The organism is Salinicola sp. JS01, assembly GCF_030284585.1.
GTDB lineage: Bacteria > Pseudomonadota > Gammaproteobacteria > Pseudomonadales > Halomonadaceae > Salinicola.
Genome location: NZ_CP127244.1, coordinates 3637506 through 3652235, shown reverse-complemented (window position 1 = coordinate 3652235; position 14730 = coordinate 3637506). Strand labels below are relative to the sequence as shown.

Sequence of the window (14730 nt, the reverse complement as noted above, 5' to 3'; positions counted from 1 at the left end):
GTAGAGCGGCCGCTCGCTGGCATCGTTCCGCGCTCGCAGAGAGTCTCCAGGCCGCGGTCCCATTCGACACGACCTGAATCGCGCAGAGGCGCAAGGAAGTCGTCATGGCTGAGCTGGTCTATTTCTCGACCAAATCAGGCAACACGCGACGCTTCGTGGAAAAGCTCGGCCTGCCGGCCAGCCGGATCCCGCTGAACCGTGACGATCCGCCACTGCGCGTCGCAGCACCTTATATTCTCATCGTACCCACCTACGGCGATGGTGAACCGCGTACGGCGGTGCCACCGCAGGTGATCCGCTTTCTCAACGATGAGCACAACCGGTCGCTGATCCGTGGGGTCATCGCCGGTGGCAATGCCAACTTCGGCGCGGCATTCGGCCAGGCTGGCCGAGTGATCGCACAGAAGTGCCAGGTACCGTATCTCTACCGTTTCGAGCTGATGGGCACCGATGAGGATGTCCGTCGCGTCCTTGCAGGGGTGAATGAATTTTGGAAACGCTCAGCCTAGAAAAAGAGACGGCAGCACGATCGCCCGCCGATCACAATGCCAAGACGCTCGACTACCACGCGCTCAACGCCATGTTGAACCTGTACGATGCCGAAGGGCGTCTGCAGCTCGACAAGGATCGCGAAGCCGCGCGTCAATATTTCCTCCAGCACGTGAACCAGAACACCGTGTTCTTTCACTCGCTGAAGGAGAAGCTCGACTATCTGGTGGAAGAGGGCTACTACGAGCAGGAAGTGCTCGATCAGTACGACTTCGCCTTCGTCACGGCGCTGTTCGATCAGGCCTATGCGGTCAAGTTCCGCTTCCAGAGCTTCCTGGGCGCTTTCAAGTACTACACCAGCTACACGCTCAAGACCTTCGACGGCAAGCGCTACCTCGAACGCTTCGAGGATCGCGTGTGCATGGTCGCACTGTCGCTGGCGCGCGGTGACGAGACCCTGGCGCGCCAGCTGGTCGAAGAGATCATCCACGGGCGTTTCCAGCCGGCCACCCCGACCTTCCTCAACTGCGGCAAGCGTCAGCGCGGCGAGCTGGTCTCATGCTTCCTGCTGCGCATCGAGGACAACATGGAGTCCATCGGGCGCTCCATCAACTCGGCACTGCAGCTCTCCAAGCGCGGCGGCGGTGTGGCGTTCTCGCTCTCCAACATCCGCGAGGCGGGGGCGCCGATCAAGCGCATCGAGAACCAGTCCTCCGGCATCATTCCGATCATGAAGATGCTCGAAGACGCCTTCTCCTACGCCAATCAGCTGGGCGCGCGTCAGGGCGCCGGGGCGGTTTATCTCAACGCTCACCACCCGGATATCCTGCGCTTCCTCGATACCAAGCGCGAGAACGCCGACGAGAAGATCCGCATCAAGACGCTCTCGCTGGGCATCGTGATGCCGGACATCACCTTCGAGCTGGCCAAGCGCAACGAGGACATGTACCTGTTCTCGCCCTACGACGTGGAGCGCATCTACGGCGTGCCCTTCGGTGATATCAGCATCACCGAGAAGTACGACGAGATGGTCGACGACGGCCGTATCCACAAGAAGAAGATCAACGCTCGCGAGCTGTTCCAGACCATCGCCGAGCTGCAGTTCGAATCCGGCTATCCGTATCTGATGTTCGAGGACACGGTCAATCGCGCCAATCCGATCCACGGCCGGATCAACATGTCCAACCTGTGCTCGGAGATCCTGCAGGTCAACACGCCGACCGAGTACGACGACGACCTCGGCTATCGTCAGATCGGCGAGGACATCTCCTGCAACCTGGGCTCGCTCAACATCGCCAAGACCATGGATTCGCCGGACTTCGGCGCCACCGTGGAGACCGCGATCCGCGGCCTGACGGCGGTCTCCGAGATGAGTCATATCTCCTCGGTGCCGTCGATCGCCGAAGGCAACGCCAAGTCGCATGCGATCGGCCTGGGGCAGATGAACCTGCACGGCTACCTGGCCCGCGAGCGCATCTTCTACGGTAGCGAAGAGGGGTTGGATTTCACCAACATCTACTTCTACACCGTGGCGTTCCACGCTATCCGTGCCTCCAACCGCATCGCCATCGAGCGTGGCAAGCGCTTCGCCGGTTTCGAGCAGTCGACCTATGCCAGCGGCGAGTACTTCGACAAGTACACCGAGCAGGCGTGGGCGCCCAAGACCGAGAAGGTGCGCGGGCTGTTCGAGAAGAGCGGTATCCACGTCCCGACCCAGGACGACTGGCGCGAGCTGAAGGCATCGGTGATGGCCCATGGGCTGTTCAACCGCAACCTGCAGGCGATCCCGCCCACCGGCTCGATCTCCTACATCAATAACTCGACGTCGAGCATCCACCCGGTCACGGCCAAGGTCGAGATCCGCAAGGAGGGCAAGCTGGGCCGCGTCTACTACCCGGCGCCCTACCTGACCGACGACAACCAGGCCTACTACCAGGACGCCTACGAGCTCGGCCCGGAGAAGATCATCGACACCTACGCCGAGGCGACCCAGCACGTCGACCAGGGCCTGTCGCTGACGCTCTTCTTCCGCGACACCGCGACCACGCGTGACGTCAACAAGGCGCAGATCTACGCCTGGCGCAAAGGCATCAAGACGATCTACTACATTCGTCTACGCCAGGCCGCGCTGGAAGGCACGGAAGTCGAAGGTTGCGTCTCCTGCACGCTGTAAGCCCGACTGTCTGAATCGATTGTCTGAATCGATTGTCTGAATCGACTGTCTGAATTGTTGGAACGCGCCGGCCCTCGCGCCGGCGTCAACCGAACGAGAACATGCTCATGGATATGCCCGCGACCTCTGCAGCCCGCCATCTGAGCCGGGTCGATGCGATCAACTGGAACCGCCTTCAGGACGACAAGGACCTGGAGGTCTGGAACCGTCTGACCGGCAACTTCTGGCTGCCGGAGAAGATTCCGCTCTCCAACGACATCCCGTCCTGGAACACCCTGACCGAGCACGAGCAGCAGCTGACCATCCGTGTCTTCACCGGTCTCACCCTGCTCGACACCATCCAGGGCACGGTCGGCGCGCCGACGCTGATCGAGGACGCGGTGACCCCCCACGAAGAGGCGGTGATCACCAATATCAGCTTCATGGAGTCGGTCCACGCGCGCTCCTACAGCTCGATCTTCTCGACGCTGTGCGCCACCCGCGACGTCGACGACGCCTACCGCTGGAGCGAGGAGAACCCCTTCCTGCAGAAGAAGGCGGAGCTGATCCTCGAGCGCTACCGCGCCGAAGACCCGCTGATGCGCAAGGTCGCCAGCACCTTCCTCGAGTCGTTTTTGTTCTACTCCGGCTTCTACCTGCCGATGTACTGGTCCAGCCGCGCCAAGCTGACCAACACCGCCGACCTGATCCGCCTGATCATTCGTGACGAGGCGATCCACGGCTACTACATCGGCTACAAGTTCCAGCGTCAGCTCGCCCAGCTGCCGGCGGAGCGCCAGGAAGAGATCAAGATCTACGCCTATGAGCTGCTCCACGAGCTCTACGACAACGAGGTGAGATACACAGAAGCCCTCTACGACGACGTCGGCCTGACCGAAGACGTCAAGAAGTTCCTCCACTACAACGCCAACAAGGCGTTGATGAACCTGGGCTTCGAGGCTCTGTTCCCGGCCAGCGTCACCGACGTCAGCCCGGCGATCCTCGCCGCGCTCTCGCCCGGCTCCGACGAGAACCACGACTTCTTCTCCGGCTCCGGCTCCTCCTACGTGATCGGCAAGACGGTCAGCACGGAAGACGAGGACTGGGCGTTCTGAGGCTGATTCGGAAGCCTTTCTGATCGATGCCTGTCGAACCGCCCCATGTGGGCGGTTTTGCACGTCTGGGGCCGAGCTTCCATGCTCGCTGCACACTGCGTGCATGAAACGCGGCGATAGTGGGGGTGCACCGCGTCCCGGTGCGCCACAGGAGTCGTGTCATCATGCAAGCAAGGTCCAAGTCACTCTTCGCGCTCGCCGTTACCCTCACCGCACTGTCGCCGCTGGCCATGGCGGCGCCGGCCGAGCGTGCGCAGCCACCGGCGCCGCACAGCGCCAAGCACGCCCACGCCGATGCGCTCAAGGACGCCGTGGTCGCCAGCTGGCAGCTCGATCAGCGCCAGCAGGCCGCGCTGGCCCAGGCGGATACCGAATTCCGTGACGGGCTGCGCCAGCTGCGCGGCGATGGCCCCAAGGCGGCCCCTGAGGCGCGTCGTGGTGCGCTCGATGCGCTGCTCGAGCGTCAGCGCCAGCAGCTCGCCGATGTGCTGGAGCCGGCCCAGCTGCGCGCTTATCTGATGCTCGAGCGTCAGGCGGCGATGCCGCGCCATCCTGGCCCGCGCCACGAGCACGATCCGGCAGCGCTGGAGGCCGACCTGCAGGCGCGCTTCACGCCGCTGTTCGCGACCTGGCAGCTCGATCAGCAGCAGAGCGCGGAGGTGCTCAACGCCCAGCGCACCTTCTTCGATGGTCTGCACCAGCTCAAGCGGCCCGGCGCGGCACCCGACGCCCAGGTCGACGACACGCGTGGCGAACGCTTCAAACGCCTGATCGAACAGCGCCACAGCGCCTTGGCCCAGGTGCTGAACCCGGAGCAGGTCGCCGCCTTCGAGGCGTTGACCCAGCCGCCGCGGCCGCCGCGCGCCGGTCAGGCCCAGGCGCCCGATGCGCCGCCGGCGCCCCCTGCTCCCGGCACGCCTCCGGCACCCGATGCTCCCCCGGCACCGAACGCTCCGCCGGCGCCCTGAGTCGTCCTATCAAGCCCCTCTCCGGAGGGGCTTTTTTGTGCGTGCCACAGGTGCACTTGTTAGTCTGGCGCCTTCACCCGCCGCAGGATGGACCCCATGGAAGATCAATGGCTGAGCTGGGCCAAGCGTATCTCTGCGCTCGCCGATACCGGGCTGCACTACTGCCGCGACACCTTCGACCGCGAACGCTACGAGGAGATATCCGCGCTCTCGCGCGAGATGATGGCGGCGCTGGGCGACGCCACCCCCGAGCGTATCGTCACGGCGCTGGGCCCGCGGGAGGGGCATGTCACGCCCAAGATCGACGTGCGCGCGGCGATCATCGAGCAGGGGCGTATTCTGCTGGTGCAGGAGCGCTCGGATGGCCGCTGGACCCTGCCCGGCGGCTATGCCGAGGTGGGCGTGTCGGCGGCCGACAATACCTGCAAGGAGGTGTGGGAGGAGGCCGGTATCCGGGTGCGCATCGCGCGGCTCTATGCCATCCGTCACAAGGCGCGCCACGCCTACCCGCCGGACGTGCTCGACTTCTACAAGCTGTTCTTCCTCTGCGAGCGGCTCGACGACGCCCCGCTGGACCCCGGCCACGAGGTGCTGGATGCGGCCTACTTCGCGCCCGACGCGCTGCCGCCGCTATCGACGCCGCGGGCGATCGCCCGCGACATCGAAGACGCCTTCCTGTTTCATGCCCAGCCGCAGCGGCCTGCCGTCATCGACTAGCGCAGGCCGTTTTCGTCCAGAGCCTAGAACGCTTCCCACTCGGCGGTCTCCGCTTCGCGGCGCGGGGCCGGTTGGGCGTTTGCAGGTTTGGCGCTCGCCGCCGGCAGCGGCGCGGCCTGTGGGCGCCGCGGGCTGGCCACGGCGCTGGCGTCGAGGCGGAACACCGCGACCACCGACTGCAGCTCGTTGGCTTCCTCTTCCAGCGCCCGCGCGGCGTTGGCGGCCTGCTGCACCAGCGCGGCGTTCTGCTGGGTGACCTGGTCCATCTGAGTCACCGCCTGGTTGACCTGGGTAATGCCGTGGTTCTGCTCCTCCGAGGCCGCGGCGATCTCGTGCATGATCTCGCTGACCCGGGTGATCGAGGTGACGATGTCCTGCATCGTGGTGCCGGCCTTGTCGGCCAGGGCGGCGCCGCTCTCGACCCGCTCGGCGGAGCGCTGGATCAGGTCGCGGATCGCCTTGGCCGCATCGGCCGAGCGCTTGGCCAGCGTCTGCACCTCGTTGGCGACCACGGCGAAGCCGCGGCCCTGTTCGCCGGCGCGGGCCGCTTCCACCGAGGCGTTGAGGGCGAGGATATTGGTCTGGAACGCTACCGAGTCGATGGCATCGAGCAGCGTCACCGCCTGGCGCGAGTTCTCGCTGATCGCGTGCATCGTGCTGACCACACCGCCGACCACCTCGCCGCCGCGATTGGCCACATCGGTGGCTTCGCTCGCCAGCTGGCTCGCCTGGACCGCGTTGTCGGCGTTCTGGCGCACGGTCGAGGTCAGCTGCTCCATGCTGGCGGCGGTCTCTTCCAGCGAGGCGGCCTGCTGCTCGGTACGCGAGGAGAGGTCGGTATTGCCCTGAGCGATGCCGCTGGCGCCGTCGAGCACGTTGCCGCAGGCATCACGCACGTTGCCGACGGTGTGCGAGAGATGGCTCTGGGTCTGCGCCATGGCCGCGAACAACCGGCCGATCTCGTTATTGCCGCGGCGCTCCACCGGCACCGACAGATCGCCGGTAGCGAGCTTCTCGCAGTGTTCCACCAGGCGCTCCAGCGGACGAATCACGTTGACCGTCACCCCCCACAGCACGATCGTCACCAGCACCAGGGTTGCCACCACCGCGACGACAATGCCGGCGTTGATCAGCCCCGGTGAGACGTCGGTATTGACGGCGTAGGCGGCCAGCCCTGCGACCCCCAGCACCAGGAGTGTGAATGCCACCAGTACCAGCAGCCAGCTGGTCTTCACGGTCATGTCTGCGAGACGTTTCATGCTTGGTTCACCTGCCTTCCCTTAGTATCGAAGAGCCGGGCGTCACCTGCGGGTGGCGGCCGGGACGGCACCGATCCGCGTGGGTGCCGAGTACGCTCTATCGGCCCTCGTGGCAGCCCCTTGAGCGCCGGGCGCTGCGGCAAACTGGCACACCGGGGCGATGCCGTGGCCCGGTGGCCGATGCTGGCGGCGCCACTTCTTTTCGACAGGCAGCGGAGTACAGCAGATGAACGCACAACGGATCCTTTCCCAGCTCATGCAGCAGGCGGGTGGTGGTCAGCGCCAGAAGGCCGGCAGCGGCGGCTTCGATGTCAAGTCGCTACTCGGCGGTGGCGCGCTGGGCATGCTGATCGGCAGCAAGCGCGGGCGCAGCCTGGGCGGCAAGGCGATCAAGTACGGCGCGCTGGCGGGGCTCGGGGCGCTGGCGTGGAAGGCGTGGCAGTCGCATCAGGCGCGGCAGTCGGCACCGGCCGAGGCGACGAGCGCAACGGACCAGCCGCTGGAGCAGCTCTCCGGCGAGCGCCAGGAGACGCGCAGCCGCGGCATTCTCAAGGCGATGATCGCGGCGGCGCGTGCCGATGGGCATATCGATGCCGCCGAGCGTGCCGCCCTGGCCGAGCAGATCGACGCCCTGGGCGCGGATGACGAGCTGCACGCCTGGGTCGAGCGCGAGATGTCGGCGCCGCTGGATGCCGAGGCGATCGCGCGCGATGCCGACTCGCCTCAGGCCGCCCGCGAGATCTATCTCGCCAGCGTGGCGATCATCGACGATCAGAACCCGATGGAGAAAGCCTGGCTCGACCAGCTGGCACAGGCGCTGTCACTGGATGGCGAGATGCGCCAGGTGCTCGAGCGCGAGGTGCACGCGGGCTGAAGCACAGCCCGTGTCACCGCGTCAGACGGGGCGTGGGGAGCATCCGGCGTCCCCGCGCGGTGCGGCCAGAGCCGCGATCAGCGCGGTCAGCGAGAGCAGGGCGACCAGCGTACCGTAGGCGTAGGTCGTCGGCAGCAGGCCGAGATGCTGGGTCGCCACGCCAGCGGCCAGTGACAGCAGGCTGGCCGAGAGATAGCAGATGGTATAGAACGCCGCCATCAGCGCCGAGCGCTGGGTCGGCGGCGCCAGGGGCATGACCGTGCGCATGGCGCCCATGAAAGCCGCGCCGAATCCGATACCCGCCACGGCCGTTCCCGCCAGCAGCACCGCCACCGAGTCGCTGCTGACTCCCGCCAGTAGACCGCCCATACCCAGCATCAGACAGGCCGTGCCGATCATCACCGCCGAACGCGGCGGCCTGGCGCGCAGCGTCAGCACGCTGATCCCGCCGATGAACGGCAGCAAAAAGGTGATCAGACAGCCCACCATCGGATTGTGGATGCCGCTCACGCGCTCGATCAGGGTCGGGCCGAGGGAGAGGGAAAATCCACCCAGCGCCCACGACGAGACGACCGCCGGCACCACCCGCAGCAGCGGACCGCGCACGGCCGGTGGAATGCCGATGCGCGGGCGCAGGGCACCCAACGCCCCCGCACGCCGCGCCGCGGTCTCGGGGATGCGCATGAGCCACACCCCCTGTACGCAGAGAATCACCAGCAAAAGCCAATAGATCAGGTGCATCGGCGCGGGGGCGTAGGTCACCAGCGCGCCGGCGATCAGCGCGCCGAAACCCATGCCGTAGAGCGGGGCGATACTCGCGACTACCGGGCCGCGCTGATGGTCGCTGTCGAGCATGGCGGCGGCGAGTGCGCTGGTCACCACACCGGTCGCCACGCCCTGCAGCATGCGCGCCGCCAGCAGCCAGGCGAGATCGTCCGCGGCCAGGAACACCAGCATGGCGGCGATCTCGCCGAGGATCGCCAATGCCACGACCGGACGGCGGCCGAGATAGTCCGACAGCGAGCCGGAGACCAGCAGTGTCAGCAGCAGGGCGAACACATAGCTGGCGAAGACCAGCGTCAGCCAGGTGGTCGAGAAGCCCCAGGCGAGCTGATAAGGGCGATAGAGCGGCGTGGGCGCGCTGGAGGCGGCGAGAAAGGTCACCATCAGCAGCGCATAGTAGGTCAGCGTGCCGAGCCGCGGCGCCGGATAGGCCGCGGGAGCGACGGATGGCGGTGACATGACGGGCTCCATTAATGCTAAAATTTTGCGTTAACGGAAGTCTGAGCGTGCTCAAAGCAAAAAGCAAATATTTTGCGTTTAGGCCAGTGGGTGAGCCGAATGATGGATCGAGCAGGAAGCGAGTAGTAAGCGAGTAGTAAGCGAGTCGGGAGAGAGGCATGGCGAGTACGACGAACAAGGAAGCCGCGCGGCCGGGCGGGCGCAGCGCCCGGGTTCAGCAGGCGGTACATGAAGCGGTCAGAACGCTACAGCAGGAGGGCCGGCGCGATGCGCTGAGCGTGCCGCAGATTGCCGAGCTGGCGGGCGTCACCCCGTCGACGATCTACCGGCGCTGGGGCAACCTCGCCGAGCTGTTGGCCGATGTCTCGCTCGAGCGTCTGCATCTCGATACCGCGCCGGCGGATACCGGCAGCCTGGCCGGCGATCTGCAGGCGTGGTGCGAGCAGTATCTCGAGGAGATGACCTCGGTGCCCGGCCGACGTGGGCTCGACGACATCATGGCCAGCGCCGACGATGAGCGTCGGCAGCGCTGTCGGGAGTGCAGCGAGGCGATCATGCAGACCCTGCGCGAGCGTGCCCTGGCGCGCGGAGAAGTAGCACCTTCGGTCGCGGTGCTGATGGATACGCTCATCGCGCCGCTGACCTATCATTTGCTGTATACGCGTGGCGAGATTCCCCCGGAGCGCCTGCGCGGCTGGATCACCACGGCACTGGCGGCTTGCCACGCAGCGCACCCGCCAACCCCGGGATCGAAGTTCAACCCCGGTGAACTTGATTAACGCTGACGACATGAATTAACCGGGGTGTATTTTTTCCTTTGAATTCAATCATTTATTGAAAGTCTGCGGCGCGACGACTATAGTCTGAATCTCTTTGGGGAGTAGCCGGTCGCTGGCGTGTCTGTTGTCGCCCAGCGGCGTGCGTGTCAACACACTCGGCCCTGGCCGTGGCACGCACACCGATGTCGGTTGGCGAGACCATTGACACCCGCGACGCAGAGTCGGGCCTGGCGGGTGTCGTGGTGCAACCACCGGCTGGACGACGCCATGAATCCCGCATCTCTATTCTTGCTTGCCTTCGCCATGTCGACCGATGCCTTTGCCGCGTCGATCGGCAAGGGCGCCGCGCTCAAGCGCACGCGGTTTCCCGAGGCGCTGCGCATCGGCATGATCTTCGGCACCATCGAGGCGATCACGCCGGTGATCGGCTGGGCCATCGGCCTGGCGGCAACGCATTTCGTGTCCGAGTGGGACCACTGGATCGCCTTCGTACTGCTCGCCGGGCTCGGTTCGCACATGATCTGGGCCGGTCTCAAGCCGGATGGCCCGCGCGATGCGGGCGACGCTCAAGCCCCGGCACGGCGCTCGTTCTGGCTGGTGGCGGCCACCGCTCTGGCGACCAGCATCGACGCCATGGCGGTCGGCGTCACGCTGGCCTTTGCCAACGTCAATATCCTGGTCGCGGCGGCGGCGATCGGCCTGGCCACCACGCTGATGGTCACCATCGGCATCATGCTCGGCCGCGCCATCGGTTCGCTGATCGGCAAGCGCGCCGAGATCGGCGGTGGCCTGGTGCTGATCGTGATCGGCTGCATGGTGCTCTACGAGCACCTCGCCGCTGCCTGAGCGATAGCGGGAACGGCAAGACAGACGCCAACGGCCACCCCCCGGTGGCCGTTTGCAGTTGGCGCCTGCCGCTGGCGCGCTTCCCAGGAGGTCGGGTTCATGCAGGCTTGAAGCGTCACGTTTCATCCTCCATCTTGGCCACTCATCCTGATCCACCATTCTGAACGTCAAGGAGCTTCCATGGCACGTCAGCCGATCCGCGACAACGCGCTCAAGGCCGCGTTGCGCACACCGCAGTTTCGTCAGCAGCAGCAGACGCCCAAGAAGGGCAAGGGCAGCTATTCACGCAAGGGCCGTGGTGCCCATGGGGGGCGCCATCGCCAAGCGGCCTGAAGCCGGCCGTTTCGCCATGGCGCTTTCCTGCCATCCCTCACGCTGCTCGTCCTCTCCTTATTTTCCCGCCAGCTACTCTCTCAGCCCGGCATCAGCACGCTCCACCACGCCACCAGCAGCAGCACCAGCGCCAGCGCGCGGTTGAATAGCCGCCACTGCGCTGGAGAGCGCAGCAGGCGCGCGGCGCCGTCTCCCATCGCCCCCCAGGCGGCCAGGCAGGGCATCGCCAGGGTGGCGAAGATCGCCGCCAATCCCGCGGTCGCGGCCGGCGTGGCGTGCTGCGGGGCGAACACACCCACCACCGCCAGGGCCATCAGCCAGGTCTTGGGATTGATCAACTGCAGTATCGCCGCCTGTCTGGCGCCGAAGTTGGGCGCGCGGTTGCTCTCGGTGCGTTCAGTGGATGGCGCCGGCGCATGGTAGAGCCGCCACGCCAGCCAGCTCAGCCAGACCACACCCAGCCAGCTCAGCGCCAGACTCGCGTAGGGCCGGCTGGTCAGCAGCTGGCCCAGGCCCAGCCCTACCAGCAGCACGAGCGTGGCGGCGGCCAGACTGGCACCGATCACCGCCGGCAGGGTACGCCGGAAGCCGTGATGTAGCCCCTGCTGCAGAATCAGCAGATTGGTCGGCCCCGGCGTGATCGAGGCGACGATGGCGAACAGCGCAAAAGGTATCCAGCTCGGCATGGGGTGGCTCCATGGGACAACGTGAGCCCCGACTATCGCCTGGCGCGGCTGACGCGTCTGGAAGATCTGAGCAGGGCTGGCATGCCGCCGAGGTCTGGTCGCATCGGGGCGAAGGGGCGAGAGGAAGGGATCAGGCCGGCAAGGTCGGTTCGTCGGGATCAGATCGACAGGATCGAGTCGACAGCAGTGGCGTGATGAAAGGCCGCTCAGCCGCGGCGGCGGTAGTCCGCGGGCGTGAGGCCATAGGCGCGCCGGAACCAGCGCCCCAGATGGCTCTGGTCGGCGAAGCCGAAACGCGCCGCGACCTCGGCCGGGGCGTCGCCCACCGCCAGGCAGCGGCGGGCGCGGGCGAGTCGCAGCTGGACCAGATAGGCGTGCGGTGCCAGGCCGAAGGCGGCCTTGAAGGCGCGGCTGAGACGGAAACGGTCGACGCCGCAGTGGGCGGCGAGGGTCTCCAGGCCGATATCCTGCTCGCAGTGGGCGTGTAGATAGTCGCGGGCCAGACGCGCGGTGCGCGGCAGCCGCGGGTCGCCCAGAGCGCGCTCCTGCCAGCCCAGGTGGGGCAGCATGCCGCGCAGCACGGCGTCGAGATGTGTCTCCCGGGCCAGCCGCCACCCGGGCGTGCGCAGTGCGCTAAAGGCCGCGGCCACCTGGCGTGCCAGCTCGGGGTCGTCGGCCAGCGTGCGCCGGAAGCCGGGTTCGCCGCTGCTGACCGGCGCCGCGCCGAACTGGCGCAGTTCACGCTGCAGCCACGCCGGGTCGAGGTAGAGCATGGCATAGGTGAACCCGCCCGCGGTGGGCGCGCGGCCGTCGTGGAGCTCCCCGGGCTCGACGAAGAACAGCCGGCCCGGGGTGCTGTCGTGACGCTGACGCCGGCAGTGGAACTGCTGCACACCCTGCTCGGTGAAGCCGACCAGATAGCTGTCGTGCCAGTGCGGGTCGTAGGCGTGGCCCTCGAAGTGGGCGCGCAGGGTCTCGATACCGCTGCCGTGGCGCTGCAGATCGATCCACCCGGTCGACGACATGCTCTCCTCCTGGGCTGCGTGGAAGCCGCTTCAGTCTGCCATGCCCAGCGTGGCGCGTCTGGAAGATTCGTGCACGCCGGCAGCGCGCCCCGGGCGGTGCCGCGCTCAGTCGGGTAGCGGTGCCTCGAACGGCTCCTGGGCGCGGGCGGTGAGCGTGGTGCCGATCGAGGCGACGATCACCAGCGCGATCGCCAGCCACTGCAGCACGCTCAACTGCTGGCTCAGGAACAGCAGGCCGGAGAGCGCGCCCACCGCCGGCTCCAGGCTCATCAGGGTGCCGAAGGTCTGAGTCGGCAGGCGCGGCAGCGCGATCATCTCCAGGGTGTAGGGGAGTGCGGTGGAGAGCACCGCCACCGCCAGCGCGAACGGCAGGATCTCGGGAGCGAAGATCGCCGGGCCGACCTCGATCAGCCCGATCGGGGCGATCACCACCGCGGCGATGGTGATGCCAAGGGTGGCACTCTGGGCGCCGTTGATCGCCCCGGCCTTCTGCCCGAACAGGATATACAGCGCCCAGCACACCCCGGCACCGAGGGCGAAGGCCGCGCCGACCGGATCGACCGGGCCGCTGTGATCGTCACCCAGCAGCAGCAGCAGGATCAGGCCGCTGACCGCGAATGCCACCCACACCAGGTCCAGCCAGCGGCGCGAGGAGAGCATCGCCACCGCCAGCGGACCGGTGAACTCCAGCGCCACCGCGATCCCCAGCGGAATGCGCGCCAGCGCCTGATAGAACATCAGGTTCATGATGCCCAGCGAAACGCCGTAGATCAGCGTCGACTTCCACGCCCGGCGGCTGATGCGTCGCCGCCAGGGGCGCATCACCAGCAGCAGCAGGCCGGCGGCCAGGATCAGGCGAATCGAGGTGGTGCCGGTGGCGCCGATCTGGGGAAACAGCGTCTTGGCCACCGCTGCACCGCTCTGGATCGAACACATCGCCACCACCAGCATGGCGACCGGCCAGGTGCGCTGGACGAGGGGATGGTTGGCGACGGACATGACACCTCCAGGGGGCTCGGGCATGATGGCTCGCCAAACCTGACCGCGCAGCGCCTCGGCGGTGGGCGGCGGGGACGAGAGTCGCGATTGTACGGATGGGCAATATATTGCACAACACTAACGAGCGCCCCGACGTCCTGGTGCACGTGGCCGCCAATGTCCGGCGCCTGCGCCAGGCGGCCTCTCTGAGCCAGCAGGCGCTGGCCGAACGCGCCGGGCTCAGCCGGCGCATGCTGGTCAATATCGAGAAGGGCGATGTCAACGTCAGCCTGAACACGCTGGACCGCCTGGCCGAAGCGCTGGGAGTGCTGTTCTACGCGCTGGTCCAGCCACCGGACAGTGAAGACTCCGCGCGCATCGATGAGGTCGCCTGGGTCGGCCGCTCGCCGCAGAGCCGGGCGCGACTGCTGGCGAGTAAGCCGGCCCGCCAGGAGGTCGAGCTGTGGTCCTGGTCGCTCGCCCCGGGCGAGGTCTACGCCTCGGCGGCCGACGACAACGGCTGGCACGAGATGCTGGTGGTGATCGAAGGGGCGCTGACGCTGGAGCTTGCCACGGGTGACATCGTCATCGCCGCCGGCGACTTCCATGTCTATCCGAGTGACCAGCCCTACCGCTATCGCAACGACGGGGCTGGCACGCTGCGCTTCATTCGCAACGTGGTGCATTGAACCCGCTGCGCACTCGGTGCCACACGCTCTAACGCGTGATCACAGTCCCGCCTTGTCCAGTCCGAAGGCCTTGTCGGCGGAACCAGGAACGACCTGGAAGGCAATGCTGAGACGATTCCAGCCGTTGATGGCCACGATCAGGAAAGTCAGGTCCGAGAGCTCCGCTTCGGAAAAGTGGCTGCGCACGTCATCATAGGTATTGTCATCGACCCCATGCTCGGGCAGCCGGGTCAAGGTTTCCGTCCAGGCCAGGGCAGCCCGTTCGCGCGGGGTGAACAGCGTCGATTCCCGCCACAGCGCAACGTGGTGCAGGCGCAATTCGCGCTCGCCGTCGATCTTCGCCTCCTTGACGTGCATGTCGACGCAGAAGGCGCAGCCGTTGAGCTGGGAAGCGCGCAGCGTCACCAGATGCTTGATCTCCTTGATCACGTCGTTTTGCGACAGCGCCATGCTGAAATCGAGGTACTGCTGCGCGGCCTGGGGAGAGGTCTGGTAGTAATTCACGCGGGCTTTCATGTCGTTCACCTGTCTGGGGAGTGGATTGTGGGAAGGAGTGAATCGGATACCGGGACAGGATG

16 protein-coding genes and 1 riboswitch are annotated in these 14730 nt (G+C 66.5%); of the genes, 10 read left to right on the top strand and 6 right to left on the bottom strand.

Annotated features, from left to right (window positions below):
- The first annotated feature begins 104 nt into the window (after window positions 1-104).
- The 5 genes from nrdI (at window position 105) to QO259_RS16535 (ending at window position 5441) form a co-directional block, all read left to right on the top strand.
- Window positions 105-509, top strand: a complete 405-nt coding sequence (gene nrdI / locus QO259_RS16555) for a class Ib ribonucleoside-diphosphate reductase assembly flavoprotein NrdI (RefSeq protein ID WP_035475124.1) — start codon at window positions 105-107, stop codon at window positions 507-509.
- Entirely contained in the window at window positions 491-2662 is a 2172-nt protein-coding gene (gene nrdE / locus QO259_RS16550) for a class 1b ribonucleoside-diphosphate reductase subunit alpha (RefSeq protein WP_233076887.1), read from the top strand. The genes nrdI and nrdE overlap by 19 nt, the downstream gene beginning before the upstream one ends.
- Window positions 2663-2775: 113 nt before the next feature.
- Entirely contained in the window at window positions 2776-3756 is a 981-nt protein-coding gene (gene nrdF / locus QO259_RS16545; protein ID WP_035475159.1) for a class 1b ribonucleoside-diphosphate reductase subunit beta, read from the top strand.
- A gap of 164 nt (window positions 3757-3920) precedes the next feature.
- Window positions 3921-4724 carry a hypothetical protein gene (locus QO259_RS16540; RefSeq protein WP_285950791.1) on the top strand — a complete coding sequence of 268 codons (804 nt, stop codon included), beginning with the start codon at window positions 3921-3923 and terminating at the stop codon, window positions 4722-4724.
- A gap of 96 nt (window positions 4725-4820) precedes the next feature.
- Window positions 4821-5441 (top strand): NUDIX hydrolase, encoded by a 621-nt coding sequence (locus QO259_RS16535; RefSeq protein ID WP_285950790.1) that lies wholly within the window; start codon window positions 4821-4823, stop codon window positions 5439-5441.
- A gap of 23 nt (window positions 5442-5464) precedes the next feature.
- Here the strand turns inward: QO259_RS16535 and QO259_RS16530 are convergent, their stop codons facing one another.
- Window positions 5465-6700, bottom strand: coding sequence for a methyl-accepting chemotaxis protein (locus tag QO259_RS16530; protein ID WP_285950789.1), 1236 nt, complete (start codon window positions 6698-6700; stop codon window positions 5465-5467).
- Between the two features lie 226 nt (window positions 6701-6926).
- On the opposite strand from QO259_RS16530, the gene QO259_RS16525 reads away from it, so the two are divergent.
- Window positions 6927-7574 carry a tellurite resistance TerB family protein gene (locus QO259_RS16525; protein WP_285950788.1) on the top strand — a complete coding sequence of 216 codons (648 nt, stop codon included), beginning with the start codon at window positions 6927-6929 and terminating at the stop codon, window positions 7572-7574.
- 21 nt (window positions 7575-7595) lie between these two features.
- On the opposite strand, the gene QO259_RS16520 is transcribed toward QO259_RS16525, so the two are convergent.
- A complete protein-coding gene (locus QO259_RS16520) occupies window positions 7596-8816 on the bottom strand; it encodes an MFS transporter (protein WP_285950787.1) in 1221 nt (406 codons plus the stop codon).
- A gap of 158 nt (window positions 8817-8974) precedes the next feature.
- Between QO259_RS16520 and QO259_RS16515 the strand changes: the two genes are divergently transcribed.
- The 3 genes from QO259_RS16515 to arfA all read left to right on the top strand — a co-directional run bounded on the left by QO259_RS16515 (window position 8975) and on the right by arfA (window position 10774).
- Window positions 8975-9595, top strand: coding sequence for a TetR/AcrR family transcriptional regulator (locus QO259_RS16515; protein ID WP_285950786.1), 621 nt, complete (start codon window positions 8975-8977; stop codon window positions 9593-9595).
- A gap of 84 nt (window positions 9596-9679) precedes the next feature.
- Window positions 9680-9852: riboswitch (yybP-ykoY riboswitch) on the top strand.
- Window positions 9853-9862: 10 nt separating this feature from the next.
- Window positions 9863-10441 carry a manganese efflux pump MntP gene (gene mntP, locus QO259_RS16510; protein WP_285950785.1) on the top strand — a complete coding sequence of 193 codons (579 nt, stop codon included), beginning with the start codon at window positions 9863-9865 and terminating at the stop codon, window positions 10439-10441.
- A gap of 180 nt (window positions 10442-10621) precedes the next feature.
- Complete coding sequence (gene arfA, locus QO259_RS16505) at window positions 10622-10774, top strand: alternative ribosome rescue factor ArfA (RefSeq protein ID WP_207033866.1); 153 nt, start codon at window positions 10622-10624, stop codon at window positions 10772-10774.
- Window positions 10775-10854: 80 nt separating this feature from the next.
- Here the strand turns inward: arfA and QO259_RS16500 are convergent, their stop codons facing one another.
- The 3 genes from QO259_RS16500 to rhtA form a co-directional block, all read right to left on the bottom strand.
- Window positions 10855-11460: a LysE family translocator gene (locus QO259_RS16500; RefSeq protein WP_285950784.1), complete on the bottom strand. Its 606-nt coding sequence runs from the start codon at window positions 11458-11460 to the stop codon at window positions 10855-10857.
- A gap of 206 nt (window positions 11461-11666) precedes the next feature.
- A complete protein-coding gene (locus QO259_RS16495) occupies window positions 11667-12485 on the bottom strand; it encodes an AraC family transcriptional regulator (protein WP_035475116.1) in 819 nt (272 codons plus the stop codon).
- A 105-nt stretch (window positions 12486-12590) separates the two neighbouring features.
- On the bottom strand, window positions 12591-13484 hold the full coding sequence (rhtA, locus tag QO259_RS16490; RefSeq protein ID WP_233076889.1) for a threonine/homoserine exporter RhtA: 894 nt from the start codon (window positions 13482-13484) through the stop codon (window positions 12591-12593).
- 95 nt (window positions 13485-13579) lie between these two features.
- On the opposite strand from rhtA, the gene QO259_RS16485 reads away from it, so the two are divergent.
- Window positions 13580-14152, top strand: a complete 573-nt coding sequence (locus QO259_RS16485) for a helix-turn-helix domain-containing protein (protein ID WP_285950783.1) — start codon at window positions 13580-13582, stop codon at window positions 14150-14152.
- 39 nt (window positions 14153-14191) lie between these two features.
- Here QO259_RS16485 and QO259_RS16480 read toward each other — a convergent pair whose 3' ends face one another.
- The gene (locus QO259_RS16480; protein ID WP_207033876.1) at window positions 14192-14668 is read right to left on the bottom strand and encodes a carboxymuconolactone decarboxylase family protein; all 477 of its coding nucleotides are present in this window, start codon (window positions 14666-14668) and stop codon (window positions 14192-14194) included.
- Between the last annotated feature and the right edge of the window lie 62 nt (window positions 14669-14730).

Excerpts from the sequence above, each read along its gene's own strand:
- QO259_RS16485 (WP_285950783.1), top strand. The coding sequence starts at position 13,580 with ATGGGCAATATATTGCACAACACTAACGAGCGCCCCGACGTCCTGGTG.
- rhtA (WP_233076889.1), bottom strand. The coding sequence starts at position 13,484 with ATGTCCGTCGCCAACCATCCCCTCGTCCAGCGCACCTGGCCGGTCGCC.
- QO259_RS16525 (WP_285950788.1), top strand. The coding sequence starts at position 6,927 with ATGAACGCACAACGGATCCTTTCCCAGCTCATGCAGCAGGCGGGTGGT.
- QO259_RS16535 (WP_285950790.1), top strand. The coding sequence starts at position 4,821 with ATGGAAGATCAATGGCTGAGCTGGGCCAAGCGTATCTCTGCGCTCGCC.
- nrdF (WP_035475159.1), top strand. The coding sequence starts at position 2,776 with ATGCCCGCGACCTCTGCAGCCCGCCATCTGAGCCGGGTCGATGCGATC.
- mntP (WP_285950785.1), top strand. The coding sequence starts at position 9,863 with ATGAATCCCGCATCTCTATTCTTGCTTGCCTTCGCCATGTCGACCGAT.
- nrdI (WP_035475124.1), top strand. The coding sequence starts at position 105 with ATGGCTGAGCTGGTCTATTTCTCGACCAAATCAGGCAACACGCGACGC.
- QO259_RS16530 (WP_285950789.1), bottom strand. The coding sequence starts at position 6,700 with ATGAAACGTCTCGCAGACATGACCGTGAAGACCAGCTGGCTGCTGGTA.
- QO259_RS16480 (WP_207033876.1), bottom strand. The coding sequence starts at position 14,668 with ATGAAAGCCCGCGTGAATTACTACCAGACCTCTCCCCAGGCCGCGCAG.
- QO259_RS16500 (WP_285950784.1), bottom strand. The coding sequence starts at position 11,460 with ATGCCGAGCTGGATACCTTTTGCGCTGTTCGCCATCGTCGCCTCGATC.
- arfA (WP_207033866.1), top strand. The coding sequence starts at position 10,622 with ATGGCACGTCAGCCGATCCGCGACAACGCGCTCAAGGCCGCGTTGCGC.
- QO259_RS16495 (WP_035475116.1), bottom strand. The coding sequence starts at position 12,485 with ATGTCGTCGACCGGGTGGATCGATCTGCAGCGCCACGGCAGCGGTATC.
- QO259_RS16515 (WP_285950786.1), top strand. The coding sequence starts at position 8,975 with ATGGCGAGTACGACGAACAAGGAAGCCGCGCGGCCGGGCGGGCGCAGC.
- QO259_RS16520 (WP_285950787.1), bottom strand. The coding sequence starts at position 8,816 with ATGTCACCGCCATCCGTCGCTCCCGCGGCCTATCCGGCGCCGCGGCTC.
- QO259_RS16540 (WP_285950791.1), top strand. The coding sequence starts at position 3,921 with ATGCAAGCAAGGTCCAAGTCACTCTTCGCGCTCGCCGTTACCCTCACC.